The organism is Sphingomonas chlorellae, from assembly GCF_056485145.1.
In genome coordinates, this window is record NZ_JBQXXM010000005.1 from 254,288 (window position 1) to 280,148 (window position 25,861).

At 68.9% G+C, this 25,861-nt stretch carries 24 protein-coding genes and 1 pseudogene; 14 read left to right on the forward strand and 11 right to left on the reverse strand.

The features are described from left to right. From ACT3CF_RS14655 to ACT3CF_RS14675, 5 genes are read left to right on the forward strand one after another with little or no spacing between them, the layout of a single operon-like run. Window positions 1-1,641, forward strand: coding sequence for a type II and III secretion system protein family protein (locus ACT3CF_RS14655; protein ID WP_478423982.1), 1,641 nt, complete (start codon window positions 1-3; stop codon window positions 1,639-1,641). Window positions 1,642-1,660: 19 nt separating this feature from the next. Beyond that, a complete protein-coding gene (locus ACT3CF_RS14660; RefSeq protein WP_478423984.1) occupies window positions 1,661-2,296 on the forward strand; it encodes a CpaD family pilus assembly lipoprotein in 636 nt (211 codons plus the stop codon). After that, window positions 2,293-3,585 (forward strand): CpaE/TadZ family protein, encoded by a 1,293-nt coding sequence (locus tag ACT3CF_RS14665; RefSeq protein WP_478423985.1) that lies wholly within the window; start codon window positions 2,293-2,295, stop codon window positions 3,583-3,585. Before ACT3CF_RS14660 ends, ACT3CF_RS14665 begins: the two co-directional genes overlap by 4 nt. A gap of 52 nt (window positions 3,586-3,637) precedes the next feature. After that, window positions 3,638-4,618: a type II secretion system F family protein gene (locus ACT3CF_RS14670; RefSeq protein WP_478423987.1), complete on the forward strand. Its 981-nt coding sequence runs from the start codon at window positions 3,638-3,640 to the stop codon at window positions 4,616-4,618. Window positions 4,619-4,622: 4 nt separating this feature from the next. Beyond that, window positions 4,623-5,621, forward strand: coding sequence for a type II secretion system F family protein (locus tag ACT3CF_RS14675; RefSeq protein WP_478423989.1), 999 nt, complete (start codon window positions 4,623-4,625; stop codon window positions 5,619-5,621). A gap of 21 nt (window positions 5,622-5,642) precedes the next feature. Here ACT3CF_RS14675 and ACT3CF_RS14680 read toward each other — a convergent pair whose 3' ends face one another. From ACT3CF_RS14680 to ACT3CF_RS14695, 4 genes are all read right to left on the reverse strand, one after another. Further along, window positions 5,643-6,173 carry a chorismate--pyruvate lyase family protein gene (locus ACT3CF_RS14680; RefSeq protein WP_478423990.1) on the reverse strand — a complete coding sequence of 177 codons (531 nt, stop codon included), beginning with the start codon at window positions 6,171-6,173 and terminating at the stop codon, window positions 5,643-5,645. Continuing rightward, the gene (ppdK, locus tag ACT3CF_RS14685) at window positions 6,170-8,833 is read right to left on the reverse strand and encodes a pyruvate, phosphate dikinase (protein ID WP_478423992.1); all 2,664 of its coding nucleotides are present in this window, start codon (window positions 8,831-8,833) and stop codon (window positions 6,170-6,172) included. The genes ACT3CF_RS14680 and ppdK overlap by 4 nt, the downstream gene beginning before the upstream one ends. Before the next feature lie 168 nt (window positions 8,834-9,001). Then, the gene (gene glyS / locus ACT3CF_RS14690; protein WP_478423994.1) at window positions 9,002-11,005 is read right to left on the reverse strand and encodes a glycine--tRNA ligase subunit beta; all 2,004 of its coding nucleotides are present in this window, start codon (window positions 11,003-11,005) and stop codon (window positions 9,002-9,004) included. Beyond that, window positions 11,002-11,856, reverse strand: a complete 855-nt coding sequence (locus ACT3CF_RS14695; RefSeq protein ID WP_478424136.1) for a glycine--tRNA ligase subunit alpha — start codon at window positions 11,854-11,856, stop codon at window positions 11,002-11,004. Before ACT3CF_RS14695 ends, glyS begins: the two co-directional genes overlap by 4 nt. A gap of 200 nt (window positions 11,857-12,056) precedes the next feature. On the opposite strand from ACT3CF_RS14695, the gene ACT3CF_RS14700 reads away from it, so the two are divergent. From ACT3CF_RS14700 to pth, 3 genes and pseudogenes are all read left to right on the forward strand, one after another. Then, the gene (locus ACT3CF_RS14700; protein ID WP_478423995.1) at window positions 12,057-12,992 is read left to right on the forward strand and encodes a TraB/GumN family protein; all 936 of its coding nucleotides are present in this window, start codon (window positions 12,057-12,059) and stop codon (window positions 12,990-12,992) included. Between the two features lie 146 nt (window positions 12,993-13,138). Further along, window positions 13,139-13,432: pseudogene (gene rplY, locus ACT3CF_RS14705) on the forward strand (50S ribosomal protein L25); the annotation flags it as partial. 96 nt (window positions 13,433-13,528) lie between these two features. Next, on the forward strand, window positions 13,529-14,098 hold the full coding sequence (gene pth / locus ACT3CF_RS14710) for an aminoacyl-tRNA hydrolase (RefSeq protein ID WP_478423997.1): 570 nt from the start codon (window positions 13,529-13,531) through the stop codon (window positions 14,096-14,098). 134 nt (window positions 14,099-14,232) lie between these two features. On the opposite strand, the gene ACT3CF_RS14715 is transcribed toward pth, so the two are convergent. Next, complete coding sequence (locus ACT3CF_RS14715) at window positions 14,233-15,234, reverse strand: transferrin-binding protein-like solute binding protein (protein ID WP_478423999.1); 1,002 nt, start codon at window positions 15,232-15,234, stop codon at window positions 14,233-14,235. 211 nt (window positions 15,235-15,445) lie between these two features. Here ACT3CF_RS14715 and ychF point away from each other — a divergent pair, with 211 nt between their 5' ends. The 3 genes from ychF to ACT3CF_RS14730 all read left to right on the forward strand — a co-directional run bounded on the left by ychF (window position 15,446) and on the right by ACT3CF_RS14730 (window position 18,457). Next, on the forward strand, window positions 15,446-16,546 hold the full coding sequence (gene ychF, locus ACT3CF_RS14720; RefSeq protein WP_478424001.1) for a redox-regulated ATPase YchF: 1,101 nt from the start codon (window positions 15,446-15,448) through the stop codon (window positions 16,544-16,546). Between the two features lie 95 nt (window positions 16,547-16,641). After that, a complete protein-coding gene (locus tag ACT3CF_RS14725) occupies window positions 16,642-17,937 on the forward strand; it encodes an alkaline phosphatase family protein (protein ID WP_478424003.1) in 1,296 nt (431 codons plus the stop codon). A 67-nt stretch (window positions 17,938-18,004) separates the two neighbouring features. Beyond that, window positions 18,005-18,457 (forward strand): MaoC family dehydratase, encoded by a 453-nt coding sequence (locus ACT3CF_RS14730; protein ID WP_478424004.1) that lies wholly within the window; start codon window positions 18,005-18,007, stop codon window positions 18,455-18,457. A gap of 30 nt (window positions 18,458-18,487) precedes the next feature. Here ACT3CF_RS14730 and ACT3CF_RS14735 read toward each other — a convergent pair whose 3' ends face one another. Further along, on the reverse strand, window positions 18,488-19,549 hold the full coding sequence (locus ACT3CF_RS14735) for a Glu/Leu/Phe/Val dehydrogenase dimerization domain-containing protein (RefSeq protein WP_478424006.1): 1,062 nt from the start codon (window positions 19,547-19,549) through the stop codon (window positions 18,488-18,490). A gap of 155 nt (window positions 19,550-19,704) precedes the next feature. Between ACT3CF_RS14735 and ACT3CF_RS14740 the strand changes: the two genes are divergently transcribed. After that, complete coding sequence (locus ACT3CF_RS14740; RefSeq protein ID WP_478424008.1) at window positions 19,705-20,190, forward strand: Lrp/AsnC family transcriptional regulator; 486 nt, start codon at window positions 19,705-19,707, stop codon at window positions 20,188-20,190. On the opposite strand, the gene ACT3CF_RS14745 is transcribed toward ACT3CF_RS14740, so the two are convergent. From ACT3CF_RS14745 to petA, 5 genes are all read right to left on the reverse strand, one after another. After that, window positions 20,187-20,711 carry an N-acetyltransferase family protein gene (locus ACT3CF_RS14745; RefSeq protein ID WP_478424010.1) on the reverse strand — a complete coding sequence of 175 codons (525 nt, stop codon included), beginning with the start codon at window positions 20,709-20,711 and terminating at the stop codon, window positions 20,187-20,189. The genes ACT3CF_RS14740 and ACT3CF_RS14745 overlap by 4 nt on opposite strands. A 7-nt stretch (window positions 20,712-20,718) precedes the next feature. Continuing rightward, complete coding sequence (locus ACT3CF_RS14750) at window positions 20,719-21,258, reverse strand: adenine phosphoribosyltransferase (RefSeq protein ID WP_478424012.1); 540 nt, start codon at window positions 21,256-21,258, stop codon at window positions 20,719-20,721. A 211-nt stretch (window positions 21,259-21,469) separates the two neighbouring features. Beyond that, window positions 21,470-22,300, reverse strand: coding sequence for a cytochrome c1 (locus ACT3CF_RS14755; RefSeq protein WP_478424014.1), 831 nt, complete (start codon window positions 22,298-22,300; stop codon window positions 21,470-21,472). A 14-nt stretch (window positions 22,301-22,314) separates the two neighbouring features. Beyond that, the gene (locus ACT3CF_RS14760; protein ID WP_478424016.1) at window positions 22,315-23,601 is read right to left on the reverse strand and encodes a cytochrome b; all 1,287 of its coding nucleotides are present in this window, start codon (window positions 23,599-23,601) and stop codon (window positions 22,315-22,317) included. 12 nt (window positions 23,602-23,613) lie between these two features. Beyond that, window positions 23,614-24,198 (reverse strand): ubiquinol-cytochrome c reductase iron-sulfur subunit, encoded by a 585-nt coding sequence (petA, locus tag ACT3CF_RS14765; RefSeq protein ID WP_478424019.1) that lies wholly within the window; start codon window positions 24,196-24,198, stop codon window positions 23,614-23,616. A 374-nt stretch (window positions 24,199-24,572) separates the two neighbouring features. Between petA and ACT3CF_RS14770 the strand changes: the two genes are divergently transcribed. Beyond that, complete coding sequence (locus ACT3CF_RS14770) at window positions 24,573-25,022, forward strand: tRNA (cytidine(34)-2'-O)-methyltransferase (RefSeq protein ID WP_478424021.1); 450 nt, start codon at window positions 24,573-24,575, stop codon at window positions 25,020-25,022. Continuing rightward, a complete protein-coding gene (gene hemF / locus ACT3CF_RS14775) occupies window positions 25,019-25,861 on the forward strand; it encodes an oxygen-dependent coproporphyrinogen oxidase (RefSeq protein WP_478424023.1) in 843 nt (280 codons plus the stop codon). Before ACT3CF_RS14770 ends, hemF begins: the two co-directional genes overlap by 4 nt.

The window sequence follows — 25,861 nt, forward strand, 5'->3', positions numbered from 1 at the left end:
ATGCGTTCGAGCAAGTCGATGAACCGCGCCGGCATCGCCGCGCTGGCAGCAACCGCGCTGCTTGCGGTGCCCGCCGCCGCGCTCGCCGGCGCCCCCGGCGGCAAGCCCGCCAAGCCGCAGGCGCGCCAGGCCGGATCGAACCCCGGCGTCCGCGCCCGCGTGGGCAACCTGCCCGTCGGCACGCAGCGGCCGACGAGCGAGGTCAAGCTGTCGGTCGGCCAGGGCGAGCTGATCACGCTGCCCACCGGCATCGCGAGCGTGTGGACGTCGAACCCCGAGGTGGCCGACGTGTACGTCGCCAATCCGCGCCAGATCCACCTGTTCGGCAAGACCGGCGGCGAGGCGACGGTGTTCGCGACGACGACGAGCGGCGCGGTCGTCTATTCGACCAATGTCCGCGTCGGCCAGAACCTCAATTCGATCGACGCGATGCTGAAGACCGCGATGCCCGATTCGGACATCAAGGTGACGACGGTGGGCCAGCTTGCCGTGCTGACCGGCACGGTCGCGTCGCCCGACGATGTCGAGCAGGCGCAGCGGCTGGTGACGGCGCTGCTCAACCCCGGCGTCAACACGAGCGACGCCAACACCCCGCTGAAGATCGGCGTGTTCAATCGGCTGAAAACCGCGACGCCGTTGCAGGTCAACCTGCAGGTGCGGATCGCCGAGGTGAACCGCAACTTCACCAAGAATATCGGCGTCAACTTCACCAGCAGCGATGCGGGCAGCGGTTTCCTGTACGGCATCGGCCAGGGGCGGCAGGGCTCGATCGTCCGCAACGGCAATTCGATCACCTATACCCCGCCCGCCCCGATCACCGGCGGCACCACGCTGTCGCGCATGGGACGGATGCTGGGCATGGACCTGCTCGCCTCGCTCGACCTGGGCGAGCAGACGGGCCAGGTGGTGACGCTGGCGACGCCCAACATCACCGCGCTTTCGGGCGAGACGGGCACGTTCCTGGCGGGCGGCGAGATCCCGATCCCGGTGAGCCAGGGCAACAATTCGATCTCGGTCGAATACAAGCAATATGGCGTCAGCCTGTCGTTCACGCCGACGGTGCTGGCCGACGGCCGCATTTCGATGCGCGTGCGCCCCGAAGTGTCGCAGCTGACCTCTTCGGGCGCGGTCACGCTGAACGGCATCAGCATCCCCGCGCTGACCACGCGGCGCAGCGAGACCACGGTCGAGCTGGGTTCGGGCGAGAGCTTCGTCATCGGCGGGCTGTTGCAGAACACGCACAACAACGGCCTGACCCGCGCGCCGGGGCTGGGCGACATCCCGATCCTGGGCGCGCTGTTCCGTTCGAACGCGTGGCAGCGCAACGAGACCGAGCTGATGATCGTCATCACGCCGTACCTGGTGAAGCCGGTCAACGCGAACCAGATCGCGCTGCCCACCGACGGCTATCGCGCGCCCAACGACGCCGAGCGCATCCTGTTCGGCCAGCTGGGCAGCGGCATGACCGGCGCCGACCGCCCCAAGCCGCGCATGGCGCCTTCGGGCGACGCGCGCCCGGCGATGGGCGCCGCCGCGCCCGCACCCGTCGATGCCGCCCCCGCCGCCCCCGTTCCGCAGCCCGTCCCCGCCGCGCGCCGACCGAAGAAGTCGGACGATGCGGCGCCGGGCTTCGGCTTCTGATCCGCTGAGGAAGATCGCCATGGCAATGCGTTTCACCCCCCTGCTCCTCGTTCCGGCGGCGCTCGTCGCGGGATGCAGCGGGACGTACAATGGCGGCGTCGATTCGGTGTACCAGCCGGTCGTCGAGCGTCACGACTATGCCTTTGACGTGCAGGCCGCGGGCAGCGCGCTGGCCCCCGGCGAGGGCGAGCGGCTGGCGGGCTGGCTCGCCGCGCTCCAGCCGCGCTATGGCGACCGCGTCGCGATCGACGACGGCGCCGAGGGGCGCACGGGCCGCACCGAGATCGCCGCGCAGGCGAGCCGGTACGGGCTGCTGCTGTCGGACCAGGCGCCGGTGACGGCGGGCCAGGTCGCCCCCGGCATGGTGCGCGTGGTGGTGACGCGGATGAGCGCGAGCGTGCCGGGATGCCCCGACTATACGCGCGTCTACCAGCCCGATTACAGCGCGAGCACCAGCTCGAACTTCGGCTGCGCGACCGCGCGCAACCTGGCGGCGATGGTCGCCGACCCCGCCGACCTGGTGCGCGGCGCAGCGGGCGCCGCCACCGCCGACCCCAACACCGCGGGCAAGGCGATCAAGGCGCTGCGCCAGGCCGCGCCGACCGGCGCCGGCGGCACCGCGGTGAAGAACGAATCGACCGGAGGCGGCAAGTGAACGCGCCCTTCAATCCGGCACGGCTGAGCCAGCGCGACCCGTTCATCGCCTTTGTCTGCGACAACATGACGGTCGACCTGCTCCGCCCGATCGCGGTCGAGCTCGGCTGGTCGCCCGAAAAGGTGAACAAGGGCGGGCTGCGCAACGCGGTGCAGACGCTGTCGGTATCGGCGAGCCCGGCGATCCTGTTCGTCGACCTGTCCGAATCGGGCGACCCACTGAACGACATCAATGCGCTGGCCGAGGTGTGCGAGCCCGGCACGATCGTGATCGCGACGGGGCAGGTCAACGACGTGCGGCTGTATCGCGACCTGGTGGCGAGCGGCATCCAGGACTATCTGCTCAAGCCGCTGAACCCCGACGCGCTGCGCGAGGCGTTCGTGCAGGCGCAGACGATGCTGAGCGCGCCCAAGGCGAGCGAGACGAGTTCGGAGCGGCCGCCCTGTTCGGTGGCGGTGATCGGCACGCGCGGCGGGTGCGGCGCGACGTCGGTGGCGACGTCGCTTGCCTGGCTGCTGAGCGAACGGCAGGCGCGCACGACCGCGCTGCTCGACCTCGACGTGCATTTCGGGACGGGCGCGCTCGCGCTCGACCTGGAGCCGGGGCGCGGGCTGACCGACGCGATCGAGAATCCGAGCCGCATCGACGGGCTGTTCATCGAGCGCGCGATGGTGCGCGCATCGGACCGGCTGGCGGTGCTGTCGGCCGAGGCGCCGATCAACGCCCCGCTCGTCACCGACGGCGCCGCATTCTACCAGTTGCAGGAAGAGATGCGCAGCGCGTTCGAATGCGTGGTGATCGACCTGCCGCGCGGGATGCTGGTCAACCACCCGCACCTGCTGACCGAGGTGCAGGTCGCGGTGCTCGTCACCGACATGACGCTGGCGGCGGCGCGCGACGCGATCCGCATCCTGAGCTGGTTCCGGTCGAACGCGCCGCAGACGCAGCTTTTCGTCGTCGCGAACAAGGTGCAGCCGGCGCCGTTGCTCGAGATCGGGCGCAAGGATTTCGAGGCGTCGATCGAGCGCAAGCTCGACGCGGTGATCGCGTTCGACGCCAAGCTGGCGGCGCAGGCGGCCAAGCTGGGCAAGCCGATGGCCGAGGTGGGCCGCAACACGCGCGCCTTTGCCCCGCTCGCCGACCTGGCGCGCACGATCCTGACGATCACCGACGCGGCGAACGAGGCGAGCGGCGAACGCGACACCGGGCAGGCGGCGGCGGCCGCGGCCAAGGGCGCGTCGCTGATCGGCCGGCTGCGCGAGAAGCTGACGAACAAGGTCAAGGCATGAGCCGTCGCGCGGCGCGGCCGCGCGGCGAAGCGGGTTGGGAGGCGTGGACGGCATGAACCTGTTGCCGGTGGTGATGTTCGCAGGCGGCGCGATGCTGGTCGTCGTGCTGCTCGCCCTGGCCTTTGCCGGCCCCAATGCGCAGCGCGCGAGCGCCCGGCGGCTGGCCGATGTGCGCGACCGCTTCACGATCAGCGCGAGCGGATCGGCGGCGATGGAGGCGCAGATCCGCCGGATCACCGCGACGCGCAACACGCGCATGGACATGGCGGCGGGACGGCTGCTGCCCAACCCCGCGCTGCTCCAGCAGCGGCTGGCGATGACCGGCAAGGACTGGACGATCGGCCAATATGGCTTTGCGACGCTGGCCATCCTGGCGGTGACGGCGGGGCTGGTCGCGTTCGAGGGCGCGCCGTTGCTGTTCGCGCTGGTGTTCGGGCTGTTCCTGGCGTTCGGCATCCCGCATTTCGTCGTCGGATTCCTGATCAACCGCCGCGTCGCGCGCTTTACCGCGCGCTTTCCCGACGCGATCGAGCTGCTGGTGCGCGGGCTGCGTTCGGGCCTGCCGATCACCGAGACGATGGGCGTCGTCGGTCAGGAGATCGACGGGCCGGTGGGCGAGGAATTCCGCGCGATCACCGACAAGATGAAGATCGGCCGCACGCTCGACGCCGCGTTGCAGGAAACCGCCGACCGGCTGGGCACGCCCGAGTTCCAGTTCTTCACGATCACGATCGCGATCCAGCGCGAGACCGGCGGCAACCTGGCCGAGACGCTCGCCAACCTGGCCGACGTGCTGCGCAAGCGCAGCCAGATGAAGCTGAAGATCAAGGCGATGTCGTCGGAAAGCAAGGCGTCGGCGCTGATCGTCGGCGCGCTGCCCTTCATCGTGTTCGGCATGGTCTGGTTCATCAACAACGGCTACATGGCCAACTTCTTCAAGGACCCGCGACTGATGATCGCCGGGGTCGGCGGGCTGGTGTGGATGGGCATCGGCGCGTTCATCATGGCCAAGATGGTCAATTTCGAGATCTGATGCGATGAACACCCCTCCCCCCGGCGGCCCGACGATCATGGGAATCGACGTCTATTGGGCGGCGACGTTGCTGTCGGGCGTGGCGGCGGCGGCCGTGCTGTACGCGCTGTACCTGGCGACGACGGTGCGCAACCCGATGTCGCGCCGCGTCAAGGCGCTCAACGAACGCCGCGAGCAGCTCAAGGCCGGGATCACCGCATCGACGTCGAAGCGGCGCGCCAAGCTGGTCCAGAAGAGCGAGACCACCGACCGGATGCGCGCGATGCTGAGCGCGCTGAAGGTCCTGCAGGACGAGCAGTTGAAGGTTGCGCAGCGCAAGATGCTGCAGGCCGGCATCCGCCGCAAGGAATGGGCGGTCGCGGTGATCTTTGGCCGGCTGGTGCTGCCGATCCTGATCGGCGGGCCGATGCTATACCTGGTCTATGGCACCGAGATGTTCGCGACGTGGAGCCCGCTGAAGGCCTATGGCCTCGTCGCGGGCAGCTTCATCCTGAGCTACAAGGCGCCCGACCTCTATCTGAAGAACCGCATCCAGAAGCGCAGCGACGCGATCCGCAAGGGGCTTCCCGACGCGCTCGACCTGCTGGTGATCTGTGCCGAGGCGGGGCTGACCGTCGACGCCGCCTTTGCCCGCGTCGCACGCGAGCTGGGCAAGGCCTATCCCGAGCTGGGCGAGGAATTCTCGCTGACCGCGATCGAACTGGGCTTCCTGACCGACCGGCGCACCGCGTTCGAGAACCTGGCCGAGCGCGTCGACCTCGAATCGATCCGCGGCGTCGTGACGACGATGATCCAGACCGAGAAATACGGCACCCCGCTCGCCTCGGCGCTGCGCGTGCTGTCGGCCGAATTCCGCAACGAGCGGATGATGCGCGCCGAGGAAAAGGCCGCGCGGCTGCCCGCGATCATGACGGTGCCGCTGATCCTGTTCATCCTGCCGGTGCTGTTCATCGTGATCCTTGGCCCGGCGGCCTGTTCGATCAACGACGCGCTGATGAAGTGAGCGGCGCGGGCCGGCGCGCCGTCAGCGCGGCGGAAGCGCGAGCAGCGCGGCGGTATAGCCTTCGACCACCTCGGCGAGCGGGCGGCCCTGCGCATCGACGACGAGCGCCTGGACGCGCAGCACCTCGTCGGTCTCCGCGGCAGCGCTGTCGGCCGGGCGGCGCAGGATTTCGACGCCCAGCGTGCGCCGCCGCGGCGCGAGCGGGCGGATGACCGCGCCGAAAGGCGTGTCGCCCTGAAGCGCGGCGTTCATCGCGGGGGTGAGCCGCGCGGGCACGTACCAGTTCTGCGCCAGCGAGAGCACGCGCGTGCCGCACATCAGCCGGACGCTGCGATAGGCGACGGGTTCGTCCGCCGCCACCTGGAGCCGCGCGCGCCGGGCCGCGCCGGGCGCGACGGTGACGCCGCGCGCGACCTCTGCCCGGATCGGCGCGCCGCAACGGCGCGCCAGCAACGCGGTGGCGCTGTCGCTGGCGAGCAGCGCATCGCGCAACTGCTCGATCTCGCCCGCGGGAAGCGCGGCGGGAAGCATCAGCGCCACCGTTGCGATCACCGCTCCCTGAGCGCCGCCTGCGCCGCCGCCAGCCGCGCGATCGGCACGCGATAGGGCGAGGCGGAGACGTAATCGAGCCCGGTCTTTTCACAGAAAGCGATCGAGGCGGGATCGCCGCCATGTTCGCCGCAGATGCCGAGCTTGATATCGGGCCGCGTCTTGCGCCCGCGTTCGGCGGCGAGCGCGATCAGTTCGCCGACGCCCTCGACATCGAGGCTGACGAACGGATCCTTGGCGTAGATGCCCTTTTCGACATAGCTGGTGAGGAAGCGCGCGGCGTCGTCGCGGCTGACCCCCAGCGTCGTCTGGGTCAGGTCGTTGGTGCCGAACGAGAAGAAGGCGCCGACCTCGGCAATCTCGCCCGCCCGCAGCGCGGCGCGCGGCAGCTCGATCATCGTGCCGACGAGATAGTCGAGCGTGCGGCCCTTTTCGGCGAACACCGCCTGCGCCGCCTTGTCGACCACGGCCTTCATCAGTTCGAGCTCGCGCCGGGTGCCGACGAGCGGGATCATCACCTCCGGCACGGGCGCGGCGCCCGACTTTTCGGCGACGATCAGCGCGGCCTCGAAGATCGCGCGCGCCTGCATCTCGTAGATTTCGGGGAAGGTGACGCCCAGCCGGCAACCGCGATGGCCGAGCATCGGGTTGACCTCGTGCAGCTCGGCCGCGCGGCGCTTGAGCGTTTCGACGTCGAGCCCGGCGGCGGCCGCCACATCGGCGAATTCGGCCTCTTCGTGCGGCAGGAACTCGTGCAGCGGCGGATCGAGCAGGCGGATCGTCACCGGCAGCCCGGCCATCACCTGGAAGATCTCGACGAAATCGCTGCGCTGTTCGGGAAGCAGCCGGTCGAGCGCGGCACGGCGGCCGGCCTCGTCGGCGGCGAGGATCATCTGGCGCACCGCGGTGATGCGGCCCGAGTCGAAGAACATGTGCTCGGTGCGGCAGAGCCCGACGCCCTCGGCGCCGAAATCGCGCGCGGTGCGGCAGTCGAGCGGCGTTTCGGCATTGGCGCGGACCTTGAGCCGGCGCACGGCGTCGGCCCAGCCCATCAGCGTGCCGAAATCGCCCGCGAGCTCGGGCTGGACGGTGGGCACCTCGCCCATCATCACCTCGCCGGTCGCGCCGTCGATCGTGATGATGTCGCCCTCGCGCACCTCACGCCCGCCGACGCGGAACAACTTTTCGCGCGCGTTGATCGCGAGCGAGCCCGCGCCCGACACACAGGCGCGGCCCATGCCGCGCGCGACGACCGCGGCGTGGCTGGTCATGCCGCCGCGTGCGGTGAGGATGCCCTTCGCCGCGTGCATGCCGTGAATGTCCTCGGGGCTCGTCTCGACGCGGACCAGGATGACCGCGTCACCCGCCGCCGCGCGCTTTTCGGCGGTGTCGGCGTCGAACACGACCTTGCCCGAGGCGGCGCCCGGCGAGGCGGGCAGCCCCTTGGTCAGCACGTCGCGCGGCGCCTTGGGATCGAGCGTGGGGTGGAGCAACTGGTCGAGCGCCTGCGGATCGACGCGCAGGATCGCCTCGTCGCGGGTGATGAGCCCCTCACCCGCCATGTCGACCGCGATCTTGAGCGCCGCCTTGGCGGTGCGCTTGCCCGAGCGCGTCTGAAGCATCCACAGCTTGCCGCGTTCGACGGTGAACTCGATGTCCTGCATGTCGCGGTAGTGCGTTTCGAGCGTCTCGAACACCTGCGCCAGCTCGGCATAGGTTTCGGGCATCGCCTCTTCCATCGACGCAGGCTTGGCGCCGGCGGTCTCACGCGCGGCGCGGGTGAGATATTGCGGCGTGCGGATGCCCGCCACCACGTCCTCGCCCTGCGCGTTGATGAGGAACTCGCCATAATAGGCGCGCTCGCCCGTCGCCGGGTCGCGCGTGAAGGCGACGCCGGTGGCCGAGGTCTCGCCCATGTTGCCGAACACCATCGCCTGGACGTTGACGGCGGTGCCCCAGTCGCCCGGAATGTCGTTGAGCCGGCGATAGACCTTGGCGCGTTCGGACTGCCACGAGCCGAACACCGCGCCGATCGCGCCCCAGAGCTGATCGTGGACGTCCTGGGGGAACGGCTTGCCCCACAATTCCTCGACGAGCGCCTTGTACTGGCTGACCAGCGCCTGCCAGTCGGTCGCCGAAAGTTCGGTATCGAGCGTGAGCCCGCGATCTTCCTTGGCGATTTCGAGCGCTTCCTCGAAGCGGCCGTGATCGAGCCCGAGCACGACGTCCGAATACATCTGGATGAAGCGGCGATAGCTGTCCCAGGCGAAGCGTTCGTCGCCGCTGGTCGCGGCGAGGCCGATGACGGTCTGGTCGTTGAGGCCGAGGTTGAGCACCGTGTCCATCATGCCGGGCATCGACACGCGCGCGCCCGAGCGGACCGAGACGAGCAGCGGATCGGCGGCGTTGCCGAACCGCTTGCCGGTGATCCCCTCGATATGCGCGATGCCGTTCGCGACTTCGGCGCGGAGGCTGTCGGGGAAGGCTTCGCCCTCCTCGTAATAGCGCGTGCACATCTCGGTCGAGATCGTGAAGCCGGGGGGAACCGGCAGCCCGATCGAGGCCATTTCGGCAAGGTTGGCGCCCTTGCCGCCGAGCAGGTTCTTGTCGCCGGCACCGCCGTCCGAAACCCCGCCACCGAAACGGTACACGTACTGCGTCATTCTCACTCCTTCTCGTCGAAAGCGTCGCTTCCCGGAGAGACTCCGGCCGCTACCGCACCCGCGAAGAACGCGAAACCGCTGACCACGTTGTCGGGGTCCAAAATTGCTGCATTACCCCTGCCGCACCGCAGCGAGAACGCGACGAACCGCGCCCGCTGCGGTCCGGGCTCAGCCCTCGATCCGCGAAAAGTCCGCCACCTTGTGCACCGCATCACGCATCCGCGCCAGCAGCGACAGCCGGGCCGCGCGCTTGGCGGGATCGGCATCGTTGACAGTGACCTGGTCGAAAAAGGCGTCGATCGGCGCGCGCAGCGTGGCGAGCGCCGCCATCGCACCTTCGAAATCCTCGGCCCCGATCGCCGCCGCCGCCTTGGGCTCGGCCGCGTCGAGCGCGGCGATGAGCGCGGCCTCGGCGGGTTCGGGCGCGGGGTTGGCGGCAGCGTCCTGCCATTCCTCCTTCTTGAGGATGTTCGCCGCGCGCTTGTAGCCGGCGAGCAGGTTGGCGCCGTCCTCGGTCGTGACGAACGCCTGCAGCGCCTTCACGCGCGCGAGCAGGCGGACGAGATCATCCTCGCCGCCGAGCGCGAACACCGCGTCGATCAGATCGTGGCGGACACCCGCCTCGCGCTGCTGGACCTTGAGGCGGTCGGCGAAGAAGTCGAGGACGTCCTGGCTGACCGAACGGAGCAGCGGGAAGCGGAGCCCGTTGTCGAGCAGGATCGCCAGCACGCCCAGCGCCGAGCGCCGGAGCGCGAACGGATCCTTCGATCCGCTGGGCTTCAGGTCGACGCCGAAGAACTGGGTGATGCTGTCCAGCTTGTCCGCCAGCGCCACCGCGACCGTTACCGGATCGGTGGGGACGTCGTCGCCCTGCCCGACCGGCTTGTAGTGGTCGCGGATCGCCGCGGCGACCGCCGGGTCCTCGCCCTGCGCGGCAGCATAATAGCCGCCCATCAGGCCCTGCAGCTCCGGGAACTCGCCGACCATGCCGGTGACGAGGTCCGCCTTGGCGAGCTCGGCCGCGCGGCGCGCGAGCGCGGGATCGCAGTTCGGCACGACCTTTTCGGCCGCCAGCCACTCGGCCAGCCGGGCCACGCGCGCGACCTTGTCGGCGACGGTGCCCAGCTTTTCGTGGAAGACGATCTTTTCGAGCTTCTTCACCTGATCGGCGAGCGGCACCTTGCGATCGGTGTCGTAGAAGAAGCGCGCGTCGGAGAGGCGCGCCGCCAGCACCTTCTGGTTGCCCGCGACGATCTTTTCGCCGCCGTCGACCGCGTCGATGTTGGCGACGCAGACAAAGGCGTTGGCGAGCTTGCCCGCGCCGTCGCGGCACACGAAATATTTCTGGTTCACGCGCGCGGTGAGCTGAATCACCTCGGGCGGGACGGCGAGGAAGTCGGCGTCGAAGCGCCCGAGCAGCGGCACCGGCCATTCGGTGAGCCCGGCATTTTCGAACAGCAGCCCCTCGTCCTCGACGAGCGTGAGCCCCGCCTTTTGCGCGGCGAGCTTGGCGCCGAGCGCGATGATGTTGCGCCGTTCGGCCCCGTCGACGACGACATGCGCGGCGCGGAGCTGCTCGGCATAGTCGGCCGCGCCGGTGATGCGGACGGGCTGCGGATGGTGGAAGCGATGGCCGACGGTCTCGTCGCCGCTGACGACGCCGGCGACCTCGCACGGCACCACCGCGCCGCCGAACAGCGCGACGATGCCCTGGAGCGGCCGCACCCAGCGCTGGCTTTCGGTCGACAGCGAGGCGGCGCCCCAGCGCATCGACTTGGGCCAGGGGAAGGCGCGGATCACCGCGGGGATCGCCTCTGCCAGCACCTCGGCCGTCGCGCGGCCGGGCTTGTCGACCACGGCGAACAGCACGCCGTCACGCTCGACGAGCTGGTCGGCGGTGAGCCCGGTCTTGCGCAGGAAGCCTTCGAGCGCCTGGGGCGGCGCGCCGACGCGCGGGCCCTTGGTCTCCTCGGAGACGGCGGCGGTCTGATCGGGCAGCCCCTGAAGGATCAGCGCCAGCCGGCGCGGGGTCGCATAGCTGATCGTCGCGGCAGCCTTGAGCCCGGCCTTGTCGAGCTCGGCCGCGAACAGGCGCGCCAGATCCTCACGCGCCTTTTCCTGCATCCGCGCCGGGATTTCCTCCGAGCGGAGTTCGAGAAGAAAGTCCGTCACGCTGCCCACCCGTTCTTTTCCATCCACGCCGCACAGGCGCCCTTCGCCAGATCGCGCACCCGGCCGATATAGGCCTGGCGTTCGGCGACCGAGATCACGCCGCGCGCGTTGAGCAGGTTGAAGATGTGGCTCGCCTCGATCGCCTGCTCATAGGCCGCGATCGGCAGCCTGGCGGCAAGGCAGTTCTCGCTTTCGGCCGCGGCCTTGCGGAACAGGTCGAACAGCGCGTCGGTGTCGGCGACCTCGAAGTTCCATTTCGACATCTCGCGCTCGTTTTCGAGGAAGACGTCGCCATAGGTGAAGTGCGGCTGGCCCGGGCGCGCGTCGTTGAACGCCAGGTCGTACACGCTGTCCTTGTTCTGGATATACGTCGCCAGCCGTTCGAGCCCGTAGGTGAGCTCGCCCGCGACGGGCTTGCAGTCGAAGCCGCCCATCTGCTGGAAATAGGTGAACTGCGTCACCTCCATCCCGTCGCACCAGACTTCCCAGCCGAGCCCCCAGGCGCCGAGCGTCGGGCTTTCCCAGTCGTCCTCGACGAAGCGGACGTCGTGCTGCTCGAAATCGATGCCGATCGCCTTGAGGCTGCCCAGATAGAGCTCCTGAAGGTTCGGCGGGCTGGGCTTCAGGATCACCTGATACTGGTAGTAATGCTGGAGCCGGTTGGGGTTTTCGCCATAGCGCCCGTCGGTGGGGCGACGGCAGGGCTGGACGAAGGCGGCATTCCACGGATCGGGGCCGAGCGCCTTGAGCGTCGTCGCCGGGTGGAAGGTGCCGGCGCCCATGCGCATGTCGTAGGGCTGAAGGATCAGGCAGCCATGCGCGCTCCAATAGTCGTGGAGCGTCAGGATCATGCGCTGGAAGCTCAGGGGATCGGACAAGTTCGTGGTTCCCGGTGGGATAGAAAATCGTGCCCTCGCTTTGGCGCAGCGCCCCCCGAGGGTCAATGCCGCTGCGCAACGGCCGCGGGACAGCCCCGCGCCCCGCCCCCTGCCCCGCGCGGCACGGGCGGCGGCGATTGACAGCGCGCGGCGGCTGGGCTTCCTGCCTCGCCATGACCTTTCGCCGCTGGATCGCCCGCCTTGCGCTGGGCCTGTCGCTCGCTGCACTGCCCGCCTGCAAGCCGCAGCCGCAGCCGGCGGCGCCGACGCCGCAGCCCGGCGCGACCGCCGCAGCGACGCGCGATGCCGATCCGGCGCTGTGGGTGGTGCGCGATCCCGACACGACGATCTATCTGTTCGGCACGGTCCACATGCTGCGCCCGGGCCTGTCGTGGTTCGACGAGGCGGTGCGCAAGGCGTTCGACGCGAGCGACATGCTGGTGCTCGAACTGGTGATGCCGCCGCCCGCCGAGATGCAGCAGATCGTCGCCGAGGTGGGGATGCGCCATGCCGAGGGCAGCCTGCCCGACGAGATCGGGCCGACCGAGACCGGGCGGCTGCGCGCCGCGCTGACGCGTTACGGGCTGGCACCCGACGCGCTCGACCAGACGCGGCCATGGCTCGCCGCGACGATGCTGGGCGCGGCCCCGCTCCGCCAGCTCGGCTATGACGACAAGGACGGCGCCGAGGCGGTGCTGGCCGACGCCGCACGGGCGAAGCACAAGCCGGTGATCGGGCTGGAGACCGCGCGCCAGCAATTCGGCTATTTCGACTCGCTGCCCCGCCCCGCACAGCGGGCGCTGCTGTCGCGCACGATCGACGAGCTGCCGACGACGGGCGCGACGATCGACCGGATGGTCGCAGCCTGGTCGGCGGGCGATGCCGACACGATCGCGCGGCTGATGAACGACGACATCGCCGGATCGCCCGAGCTGGCCGAGGCGCTGCTCGTCCGGCGCAACCGCAACTGGGCGCGCTGGATCGCGGCGCGGCTGCACGCGCCGGGGACGGTGTTCGTCGCGGTGGGCGCAGGCCACCTGGCCGGACCGCAGAGCGTCCAGGCCGAGCTGGCGCGGCAAGGGATCAAGGCCGAGCGCGTCGCCTATTGACCCGCCCGCCGGGCGCAGCCGCGCGCCGGCACGCGCCGCGCCTTGCCTTTTCGCGCCATTGCGACTAAGGGGCCGTGCTTCCGCGCCAGGGTCATCCCTGGAGGCCTGGCCGGATGAGTTTCTACTCTAGCGCATTGGAACGACATATGAGCGACACGCTTAAGCTGTCGGCCGAAACGCGCGACCGGGTTGGCAAGGGAGCCTCCCGTGCGCTGCGTCGTGAAGGCCGCGTCCCCGCCGTGATCTACGGCAACAACGAAGAGCCCACCGCGATCCATCTGGAAGAGCGGGCGCTCGCCAAGCTGCTGAACACCGGCGCCTTCTTCGAGTCGACGATCGAACTCGAAATCGGCGGCAAGACGGTGCGCACGCAGCCCAAGGACGTCGCATTCGATGTCGTGACCGATCGCCCGGTCCACGCCGACTTCCTCCGCCTCGCCTGAGGCGCGGCAGGAACCGTCGCTGGACCGCATGACGGTTCGGATCGTCGCCTCCGCACCCCGGTGCGGGGGCGATGCTGTTTTGGGGGTTTCGAGATGCAGCTGTGGGTCGGCCTGGGCAATCCGGGCCCGCAATATGCGATGCACCGCCACAATATCGGTTTCATGGCGCTCGATGCCATCGCCGAGGTGCACGGCTTTTCCGCGCCGAAGAAGCAGTTCCAGGGCTGGACCCAGGAAGGGCGGATCGGCACCGACAAGATCATCCTGCTGAAGCCCGGCACCTTCATGAACGAAAGCGGCCGATCGGTGCGCGCGGCGATGGACTTCTACAAGCTCGCCCCCGCCGACGTGACCGTGTTCCACGACGAGCTCGACCTGGCGCCGTTCCGCGTCAAGGTGAAGACCGGCGGCGGCACCGCCGGGCACAACGGGCTGCGTTCGACCGACGCGCATATCGGCCCCGATTTCCGCCGCGTGCGGCTGGGCATCGGCCATCCCGGCCATCGCGACCGCGTGACCGGCTATGTCCTCGGCAATTTCGCCAAGGCCGAAATCGAGCCGCTGACCGACATGCTGGGCGCGGTGGCGAGCGAGGCGCCGTGGCTGGCCGCGCATGACGATCCGCGCTTCATGAGCGAGGTCGCGCTGCGCCTGCAGCACTGAACCGACTCCCGCACCGAACCGGAAGCACCGAGGCGCGACGCGGCGGGCACCGCGACCGCCGGTTCGCCGCCCGACGAAAAAAGGGCCCCGGCAGCGCCGGAGCCCCCCTTTTCCGTTCGAAAACGCCGTGCGGTTTAGAGCGCGGTCGCCTTCTTGCCGACGACGACGCCGACGATGCGCTGATCGGCGCCGTTGTTGTTGCCCGACAGCGCGAAGGTCATGCCGACTTCCTTGCCGGCCGAGCCGAAGAAGCTGCCGACGATCGTGCCCGAAAGCGGGCTGCCCGCATTGAAGCTGCCGATATACTGGGTCGCACCGACGGGGATCGCGCCCTGGGCCGCGAAGGTGCCGATCGCCGTGCCCGTGCCGCTGGCCGGGGCGGTCGACAGCGACGCCGACAGCGTCACCACGCCGGTCGCGAAATTGACCTGGACGGTCGCGGTGCCGGTGACGGGGACGATGGTGGTGGCGCCGTTGGCGACGCTGACCATCCGTCCGCGGATGACCGAGGTATAGGCCTGGCTCGTGCTGGTCGGCAGGTCGCTGAATACCGTCGGGAAACCCCACAGGCCGGTGGTGATCCGCTTGGCCCCGGTGGTCGAATCGCCGCGCCACCAGTTGAAATAGCTGACCGAGGTGAGCTGGAGCGCGGTGTTGCTCGTCACCTGCGACGGGATGGCGTTGTTGAGGAAATTGACCTGCGAGAACTTGCCCGCGGTCGCGGTGTCGGTGGTGCGGAACGCGAACTCCTCGACCGCAGGCGTCGGCGCGGTGAGGATGTTGGTGTTGGTGAAGCGCGATTCCTCGACATTCTCGCGAACGACATAGGTGCCGGTGGTGATCGCCGGATCGGTCGCCAGGCGCACGCGGCTGGACCCCGCGTCGGTATTCGCCGCACCCAGCGTCACCGCGCCCGCGGTGTCGTCACCGGTATAGCTGGTCGCCGCGCTGATCGTGCTGAACTCGAGCGCCTTGCTGAGCGGGAAGGCGTCATAGGTCGGCGACGCGCTGGGCGTCGGCGTCGGCGTGCCCGTGGGCGTCGGGGTCGGCGTGGGCGAATTGTTGTTGCTGCCGCTGCAGCTTGCGACCGCCAGCCCCACTGCGGCTGCGCCCATGATCATGTGCCGGCGAATCATGCATTCACTCCCTGTCGATCCCAAATCAATACGTGCAAAGGCGAGCGCACGTGTATGGCAGATGAACGATCCCCCGCAACCGTTGTCGGACAACGCGTTGCGACGATCGCCGTCGGTCGTCGCCGCGGTGCGCGCGGCCGCTGGAAATAACGGTCCAAAGCCTATATCGGCGCACCATTCCTCGCATCTTTCAGAACAGGCATCATCACCCATGGGATTCCGCTGCGGCATCGTCGGCCTGCCCAATGTCGGCAAGTCCACGCTTTTCAATGCGCTGACCGAAACCGCCGCGGCGCAGGCGGCCAACTATCCCTTCTGCACGATCGAGCCCAATGTCGGGAACGTCGCGGTTCCCGATCCGCGGCTGACGACGCTGGCCGAGATCGCCGGATCGGCGAAGATCATCGAGACGCAGCTCGGCTTTGTCGACATCGCCGGGCTGGTGCGCGGCGCGAGCAAGGGCGAGGGGCTGGGCAACCAGTTCCTGGGCAACATCCGCGAGGTGGACGCGATCGTCCACGTCCTGCGCTGTTTCGAGAATGACGACATCCAGCACGTCGACAACCGCGTCGACCCGATCGCCGATGCGGAGACGGTCGAGACCGAACTGATGCTCGCCGACCTGGAGAGCCTGGAAAAGCGCGTCCCCAATTACCAGAAGAAGGCCGCGCAGGGCGACAAGGAGGCCAAGGCCGCAGCGAGCGTGCTCGGCCAGGCGCTCGACCTGCTGCGCGACGGCAAGCCCGCACGGCTGGCGCAGCCCAAGGACGTCGACGAGGAGCGCATCTTTCGCCAGGCGCAGCTGCTGACGAGCAAGCCGGTCCTGTATGTGTGCAATGTCAACGAGGAGGATGCGGCGAACGGCAACGAACTGTCGGCGCGCGTCTTTGCCAAGGCCGAGGCCGAGGGCGCGCAGGCGGTGGTGGTGTCCGCCGCGATCGAGGCCGAGATCGCGACGATGCCCGCCGAGGACCGCGGCGAGTTCCTGTCCGAGCTGGGGCTCGAGGAAACGGGGCTCGCACGCGTGATCCGCGCCGGGTACAAGCTGTTGCACCTCATCACCTTCTTCACCGTGGGCCCCAAGGAAGCGCGCGCCTGGACGGTGCCGGTGGGCGCCAAGGCACCGCAGGCGGCGGGCGTGATCCACACCGATTTCGAGCGCGGCTTCATCCGCGCCGAGACGATCGCCTTTGCCGATTATGTCGCGTGCAAGGGCGAGGCGGGCGCACGCGACGCGGGCAAGCTGCGCGCCGAGGGCAAGGAATATGTCGTCCAGGACGGCGACGTGATGCTGTTCCGCTTCAACGTCTGATCGCGGGGGCGGCGGCGCGTCGGCAGGACGCCCGCCCGCCGCCCCGGCCGCACAAGCGACTTCACCCCGAAACAAAATGGTGGCAGGGCGCGGCCATGCGCCTGTCCCCGTTGCTCGTCGCCGCAGCGCTTGCGGCCTTCGCCCCTGCCCCCGCCAGCCTGGCGCAGGGCAGCGTCCCCAGCCCCACCCCGCCGGCGACCGCCGCCGCCGCCCCGGCCGAAGCCCGCGCGCCGGTGACGATCCTGATTTCGATCGACGGCTTTCGCGCCGACTATCTCGACCGCGGCGTGACGCCGGTGCTGTCGCGGCTGGCGGCAGGCGGGGTGCGCGCGGCGATGCGGCCGAGCTTTCCGTCAAAGACCTTTCCCAACCACTGGACGCTCGTGACCGGGCTGCGCCCCGACCGCAACGGCATCGTCGCCAACCGGATGGAAGACGCCGCACGCCCGGGCGAGGTGTTCACCATGGCGGTCGACGATCCGTTCTGGTGGAACGAGGCGACGCCGATCTGGGTCGATGCCGAGCGCGCGGGCATTCGTTCGGCGACGATGTTCTGGCCGGGATCGAACGTCGCGATCGGCGGCACGCTGACCAAGGGCGGCCATGGCGGCGTCGAGGGCGGCACGCGGCCGAGCGACTGGATGCAGTTCAACCAGGCGATCACCGGGCCGCAGCGCGTCAACGGCATCCTCGACTGGCTGCGCCGCCCGGCAGCGATCCGCCCGCGGCTGCTGACGCTGTATTTCGACACGGTCGACAGCGCCGGGCACAGCTATGGCCCCGACGATGCCCGCACGACGCGCGCGGTGGCCGAGATCGACGGCCAGATCGGGATGCTGGTCGACGGGCTCGCCGCGCTGGGCCAGCCGGCCAATCTGGTGATCGTCGCCGATCACGGCATGGCCGCGACCAGCAGCCAGCGCGTCGTGCCGCTCGACTCGCTGGTGTCGCTCGACGCGATCCATCTGGTCGAGACCGGCCCCTATGCCGCGCTCACGCCGCTGCCGGGGCAGGAAGCGGCGGTGGAAAAGGCGCTGGTCGGACGGCATCCGCACATGGAATGCTGGCGCCGCCAATCGGTGCCGGTGCGCTTTCATTACGGCCAGAACCCGCGCATCCCCGCGATCCTGTGCCTCGCCGAGACCGGCTGGCTGATCAACGAGCACGCGCCCACCAAGCCGTTCAGCGGCGGCAACCATGGCTATGACCATATGTCGCCCGAAATGGCCGCGGTGTTCATCGCCAACGGGCCGGCATTCCGCGCGGGGCAGCAGATCAAGAGCTTCGACAATGTCGATGTCTATCCGCTGTTGCGCGACCTGATCGGCCTGGCGCCGCGCGCGGGCGTCGACGGGACCGATGCTCCGTTCGCGACGGTGCTCGCCCACTGATTTCGCGCCGATTTCCCCTTCTCTGGCGGGGCTTGCGCGGGGCCGGCTTTCGGTGAAAGCTGGCCCCATGCGCTATTGGGAAGATTTCGCCGTCGGCGACCGGGAAAGTTTCGGCCGCTGCGAAGTGTCACGGGAAGAGGTGCTCGCCTTTGCGCAGCGCTATGACCCCCAGCCCTTTCACCTTTCGGACGAGGCCGCCGCCACGACCCATTTCGGCCGCGTCGCCGCGAGCGGGTGGCACACCTGCGCGATGACGATGGCGATGCTCGTCGAGCATATGAAGGACGTCGAGCAGGCGAGCCTGGGCGCGGCGGGGATCGACGAGCTGCGCTGGCTGCGCCCCGTCTATCCGGGCGACGTGCTGCGATGCGAGACCGAGATCCTGGAGACGCGCGCGTCGCAGAGCCGGCCCGACATGGGAACGGTGCTCCAGCGGATGACGGTGTTCAACCAGGACGACACGCCCGTGCTGCGCTTCACCGCGATCGCGCTGCTGCGCCGGCGGCCGGCGGCGGGCTGACCCCGGCGCCGGCCGCGCGCGGCGCGCCGATCAGGCGGCGGCGCGCGTCTCCGGGCGCGTCCGCGCGAGCAGCATGCGGGCGCGCGCCTCGGCTGCACGCTCCATGTCGATCCGGCGGGCCCGCGCGAGCGCGGCGACCGCGTCGATCGTTGCCGGGATCGCGGCGATCCGGTCGCGAACTTCCCCCTCGCCCCAGCCGAGACGATGTGCCGCGGCGGCAACCGCGCCGCCGGCATTGGCGATCACCCCCGGCACATGGAACACGTCGCGCACGGCGAGCATGGCGCCTGCGGCGGCGTCGGCGAGCGGCGCGCAGGTCGAACCGCACAGGATCGGCGCGCGCATCCGCCGCGCGACCTCGGCATCGATCGTCGCATCGGGGCCGCACGGCGCCAGCACATCGACGGGCATGTCGGCCAGCCGGTCGGAACGGCTGATTTCGGCGTCGAAACGCACCGCCGCCTGCGCGGCGCGGGCCGAGCGCGGTTCGGCGAGCACGAGTTGCGCACCGGCGGCGTGCAGTTGCGCGCACAGCGCGAGGCCGACCTGGCCGACGCCCTGCACTGCGACGCGCGCACCGGCGAGATCGCGGCCCAGCCGCGTCCGCACCGCATGCTCGATCGCGACGAAGAGCCCCCGCGCGGTCCACTGCGCCGTCGACGGGCCAGGCCCGGTCGCGGCATCGGCGACGACATGGCCCGTCTGCGCCGCGGTCGCCGCCATGTCGGCGGGGCCGAAGCCCATGCCGGGCCAGGCGACGACGGCGCCGTCGAGCATCTCGATCGCGCGCCCCAGCGCCGCGAGCACCGCCTGACGATCGGCCTGCGGCGCCGGCGTGCGCAACACGACCTGGCCGCCGCCAAAGGGCAGCCCGGCAAGCGCGTGGCGATAGGTGGCCCGTTCGGCGAGGCGGATGGCCGCCCCCGTCATCGTCGCGGCATCGGGATAACGCTGAACCCGGCAGGCGGCGAGCGCGGCGCCGCTGCGCGTCGAATGAAGCACGATCACGCCTTCGATCCCGATGCTCGCGTCGCGCAGGTTCAGCAGGCGTTCGGGGGGAAGCGCCCCCAGGTCGGGCGTCGAAGGGTACATCAAGGGCCTCGCTTGTTTCAGATCGGCGGAAGTCGGGCGGTTGCTCCCGACGGAACGATTCTGTCAGGTCGGCGGCGAAAACGCTTTGCTTAATGCAGGCGATTCGGCGAGAAATGCGGTTATTATGACCGATTTTCCCGATAAGAGAGGTTGAATTGACCGCCCCGCTGGACCGATACGAACGACGTATCCTCGAACTGCTGCAGGAGGATGCGAGCCTTTCCACCGCCGCGCTCGCCGAGTCGGTGGGGCTTTCGGCGTCCCCCTGCTGGCGGCGCGTCGACCGGCTGGAGCGCGAGGGTTATATCAAGCGGCGCGTCGCGCTGCTCGACCGCAAGAAGATCGGGCTCAATGCCCAGATCTTTGCCCAGGTAAAGCTCAACGCGCATGGCCGCGCCAATCTGGACGCGTTTGCGCGGACGATCCGCGGCTTTCCCGAAGTGCTCGAATGTTTCGTGCTGATGGGCTCGATCGACTTCCTGCTGCGGATCGTGGCGCAGGACATCGAGGCATATGAGCGCTTTTTCTTCGAGAAGCTCTCGAAGCTGGAAGGGGTTCAGGAAATCATCTCGACCGTCGCGCTGTCGGAGATCAAGGCGACGACCGCGCTGCCGATCCCGCCCGACGCGCGCGACGATTAATCGAGCAGCCGCGCCATCGCGATGTCGTCCTCGACCGTCCCGTCGGCGAGCCGCACGCGCGCGCGCAGCCGGCCCTCGATCACGAAGCCGAGCCGGGCATAGAGCCGGATCGCATCGGCATTGCCCGACCGCGCGAGCAGCTCGATTCGGCGGACGCGCGGCGAGAGCGTCGCCGCGGCATCGAACAGCGCGGCAAACAGCGTCCGGCCGACGCCGCGCCCCTGCCATCCCGGCGCGACCGCGACCGTCAGTTCGGAAAGCACATGCGCGAACTGGCGCGGCGCGGGACGAAAGGCGTGGATTTCCCCAACCAGCGCCCCCTCGGCGAACGCCCCGAGGCTGAGCCCACCCGCCGCGGCGCGCGCGAGGATCGATTCGGCATAGGCGGGTGCCATCTCGTCGGGGGTACGCGCGAGCCCGGCATTCGGGACCGCCGCGACGGCACGATAGAGCGCGAGCAACGCATCGGCGTCGCCTGCACCCAGCATGCGAATCGTCATCGCGGCGGCAGCATCGGTCATCGGGCGATCAATGCCCCGCAAAGGGAACGAGCGCCTGGACCTCGATCCCCTCGGCCCGCAGCGCGGCGGCGCCGCCGAGTTCGGGGAGATCGATCACGAACGCCGCCTGGGTGACCTCTGCCCCCGCCTTGCGGAGCAGGCGCACCGCCGCGAGCGCCGTGCCGCCGGTGGCGATCAGATCGTCGACGAGCAGCACGCGCGCGCCGGGCGTGAAGGCATCGGCATGGATCGCGATCCGGTCGGTGCCGTATTCGAGCGCATAGTCCTCGGCGATGGTGGCGCCGGGGAGCTTGCCGTCCTTGCGGACGAGCAGCACGCCCGCCCCGAGCGCGATCGCCAGCGGCGAGGCGAACAGGAAACCGCGCGCCTCGATCCCCGCCACGAGGTCGACCGGCCCGCCGATCCGCGCCTTGAGCGTTTCGACCGTCAACCGCAGCCCCTCGGAATCGAGGAGGAGCGTGGTGATGTCGCGGAACTGGATGCCGGGTTTGGGAAAATCGGGGATCGTGCGGATGCGGGCGCGCAGGGCGCCTTCGATATCGTCCACGTGGGTGCCTCCAGCGGCAGGGATCGGAAAATGGGCGTGCGAGCCCTAGAAGATTCGCGGGACGAGGCAAAGCCGGCGCCGCAAGCCCGGCGATCGCCCGGTCCCCGAAACGGGACCGGCCCGCCCGCCGCCCCCTGGCCCCCGATCATCGGGGCGGAAGCGGCGGCGCGGGCCGGCCGGTCGTTGGCGTGTTGCCCGGACCCGAAGCAGCTCAGTGCTTCACGCCGCGCCACACGGTCTGATACGCACCATAGGTGAGCACCGTCGCGAACATCAGGAACAGGATCACCGCAAGGCCGGCCTGATGGCGCGTCTGCAGCGTCGGTTCCGCAGTCCAGACGAGGAACGCCGCAACGTCCTTGGCCATCTGGTCCTTGGTCGAAGGCGTGCCGTCGTCATAGGTCACCTGCCCATCGGCGGTGAGCGGCGGCGGCATCGCGATGTTGAGGTTCGCGAAATACGGGTTGTAGTACATGCCGTCGGGCGTCTTGGCCCCCGGGAACTTGGCCAGCAGCGCCGGCGGCTGGTTCTCGTACCCGGTCAGCAGCGAATAGACATAGGCGGCGCCGTCATGCCGAGCCTTGGTAATCAGGCTCAGGTCCGGCGGATTGCCCGTGCCCGGATAATAGACCTTGGGGAAACGGTCCGACGGAACGTTGTCGCGTTCGCCCCAGGTGCCCGCCTTCTCGTCGAAGGCGCGCTGCTTGATCGCCCAGTCCTTGGCGATCTTCTTCACCTGCGCCTCGTTGTAGCCGAGGTCGCCCAGGTTGCGGAACGCCACCAGGCTGAGCGAGTGGCAGGTCGAGCAGACTTCCTTGTAGACCTTGAAGCCACGCTGGAGCTGCTGCTTGTCGAACTTGCCGAAGGGGCCGTTCGACGCGAGATCGAGGTCCTGCGGATGCTTGTGGAACTCGGTCTCCGCCGTGGGTTTCGGCGGCTCCTTGATGAGGCCGGTGATGCTGCCGGCGAGCGCCAGCAGCAGCACCGCGATGAACGCGCCGCCGATCACGAACTTGATGGCGCGCAGGAAGAGCGGAGTCATGATTCAGGTCCCCCTTACGCGGCCGCGGTTTCGGTGAGGCGCGAACCGCCCTTGCCGGCGAGCACCGCTTCGGTGATCGAGTTGGGCAGCGGCTTCGGCGTCTCGAGACGCGAGATGATCGGCACGATGATCAGGAAGTGCGCGAAGTAATAGGCCGCCGCGATCTGGCTGGTGATCACGTACACCGGTTCCGCGGGCGAGCCGCCGCACCAGCCGAGGATCAGCACGTCGACCAGCAGCACCCAGAAGGCAATGCGGTACATCGGGCGATAGTGCGCCGAACGCACCGGCGACCGGTCGAGCCACGGCAGGAAGAACAGGATCAGGATCGAGCCGAACATCGCCAGCACGCCCCACAGCTTCGCCGGCAGGATGAAGTCCGCGGTGAAGGCACGCAGGATCGCGTAGAACGGCCAGAAATACCATTCGGGCACGATGTGCGCAGGCGTCGAGAGCGGGTTCGCCGGGATGTAGTTGTCCGGGTGCCCCAGATAGTCGGGCGCGAAGAAGACCAGCGCCGAGAAGATCATCAGGAACACGAAGACGCCGAAGCCGTCCTTGGCCGTGTAATAGGGGTGGAACGGAACGGTGTCCTGTTCGCCCTTCACCTCGACGCCGGTCGGGTTGCCCGAGCCGGGGATGTGCAGCGCCCAGATGTGCAGGATGATGACGCCCGCGATCACGAACGGCAGCAGATAGTGCAGCGAGAAGAAGCGGTTGAGCGCCGCATCGTCCGGCGCATAGCCGCCGAGCAGCCAGATGCGGATCCAGTCGCCGACCACCGGGATCGCCGAGAAGAAGCCGGTGATGACCTGCGCGCCCCAGAAGCTCATCTGCCCCCAGGGGAGCACATAGCCCATGAAGGCGGTCGCCATCATCAGCAGGAAGATCACGACGCCGAGCAGCCAGATCATCTCACGCGGGGCCTTGTACGAACCGTAGTGCAGGCCGCGGAAGATGTGGATGTAGACGACGACGAAGAACATGCTGGCGCCGTTGGCGTGCGCAAAGCGCAGGAACCAGCCCGCGTTCACGTCGCGCATGATCGTGCCGTTGATCGATTCGAAGGCGCCGCTGGCGCTCGAATGGAAATGCATCGCAAGCACGATGCCGGTGACGATCTGGATCACCAGCGCAAGGCCGGCGAGGACACCGAAGTTCCAGAAATAGTTGAGATTGCGCGGCACCGGATAACCGGCACCGACGGCGTTGTAGACGAAGCGCGGGAGCGGCAGGCGGCTGTCCAGCCACTGCATCACCGGGTTCTTCGGCTCGTAATGCTTAGCCCAGGGAAAGCTCATTGGCTGCTATCCTCACCCCACCACGACGGTTGTGTCGGACGTGAACTCGTACTTCGGCACCTCAAGATTCTTGGGTGCCGGACCCTGGCGGATGCGACCCGCAGTGTCATAAGCCGAGCCATGGCACGGGCAGAAATAGCCGCCGAAGGGGCCGCGATTCTCGCCCTCGCCCGCACCGAGCGGGACGCAACCGAGATGGGTGCAGACGCCGAGGGTGATCAGCCACTGCTTCTTGCCCGACTTGGTGCGATCCTCGAGCGACTGCGGATCGCGCAGGCTGGCAACGGGAACCGCATCGGCCTGCTGGATTTCCTGCGGCGTCAGGTGACGCACGAACAGCGGCTGCTTGCGGAAGCTGTACTTGACCGCCTGTCCGGGTTCGATCGCCGAGACGTCGACCTCGGTCGTGGACAGTGCGAGCACGTCCGCCGACGGGTTCATCGAGTTGACGAGCGGAAGCACGGTCACGCCGGCCCCGACGCCAGCGACCGCCACGGCCGCATAGGAGAGATAATCGCGCCGTCGCGGATTTTCGAGAAGTTCACCGCCGGGCCCACCGGTCCGGTCGGGTGGAACACCATCGTGGGTAATTGCCATGCTTCAGCCCTTGCACTTCAGAACAAGCCGCGGCGCCTAGGCGGGTAACGGCTTCAGGGCACGATACTGCCCTTCGTCGCCGGTGCCCCCAGTGACTTAGCGGGGTGATAGACGGCCCTGCGCGGCTTTGCCAACAGGGATTTTCTTGCGGTTATTACGGAACCGCGCACCCCTCTATTGATCCGGATCAAAGCCAGCAGCCTTTTGTGCGCCGCACCAAATGGCACGCTGGCGAAAGCCGTGCCAAAACGGGTTGGACGATTTGGCCAATTGCCGGCGAATCGCGGCGCGGCTTGCCGCGATGCAGCGCGCAACCGGCTGTTTCGACGCGCTTCGGTTCCCCATCGGGGCCAAATGCGCTAGGCGCGCACCCCATGCGCATCGCCCTGTTCCAGCCCGACATCGCGGGCAATGTCGGCACGATCCTGCGCCTCGGCGCCTGCCTGAACACCCCGGTCGACCTGATCGAGCCTATGGGATTTCCCTGGGGCGACCGCGCGCGGCGCCGCGCGGCGATGGATTATGGCGCGCAGGCCGAGATCTGCCGCCACGCCGACTGGGACGCTTTCGTCGCCACGCGGAAGGGGCGGATCGTGCTGTTCACGACGCGCGCCGCCATCCCCCTGCCCAAGGCGCAGTTCCATGCCGACGACACGCTGCTGATGGGATCGGAGGGCGCCGGCGTGCCCGATGCGGTGCACGACCGCGCCGAGCTGGCGGTACGCATTCCGCTGGCGCCGGGCGCGCGCTCCTTGAACGTAGCGGTCGCAACGGGCATCGGACTTGCCGAAGCCTTGCGTCAGACCGGAGGATGGCCCGAATGATCGAACTCGACGAGCAGCAGCAGCGCGCCCGCGCCTGGTTCGAGGGGCTGCGCGACTCGATCTGCGCGGCGTTCGAGGCGATCGAGCGCGAGGCAGGTTCGGACGCCGGCTTCGATTACACGCCGTGGACGCGCAACGACGCGTCGGGCGCACCGGGCGGCGGCGGCGTGCGCGGGGTGATGCGCGGCCGGGTGTTCGAGAAGGTCGGCGTCAACGTCTCGACCGTCGGCGGCGCCTTCGACGGCGAGTTCGGCCGCACGATCCACGGCGCGGCCGACGACCCCCGCTTCTTTGCGACGGGCATCAGCCTCGTCGCGCACATGGCGAACCCGCATGTGCCCGCGGTGCACATGAACACGCGCTTCCTCACCACCACGCGGCGCTGGTTCGGCGGCGGTGCCGACCTGAACCCGCCGATTCCCTATGCCGAGGACACCGCCGATTTCCACGCACGGCTGAAGGCGGCATGCGACGCGCACGACCCGGCGCACTATCCGCGCTTCAAGCAATGGGCGGACGACTATTTCTACATCCCCCATCGCCAGGTGCATCGCGGCGTCGGCGGCATCTTCTATGACCATCTGGAAAATGACTGGGAGGCGGATTTCGCCTTTACCCAGGATGTCGGGCGCGCGTTCCTCGACATTTTCCCGCAGCTGGTGCGGCGCCGGATGCACATGCCCTTCACCGCCGAGGACAAGGCGCGCCAGCTCGAATGGCGCGGCCGTTATGCCGAGTTCAACCTGATCTATGATCGCGGCACGCTGTTCGGGCTGAAGACGGGCGGCAATATCGACGCCATCCTGATGAGCCTGCCGCCGATGGCGAGCTGGAACTGA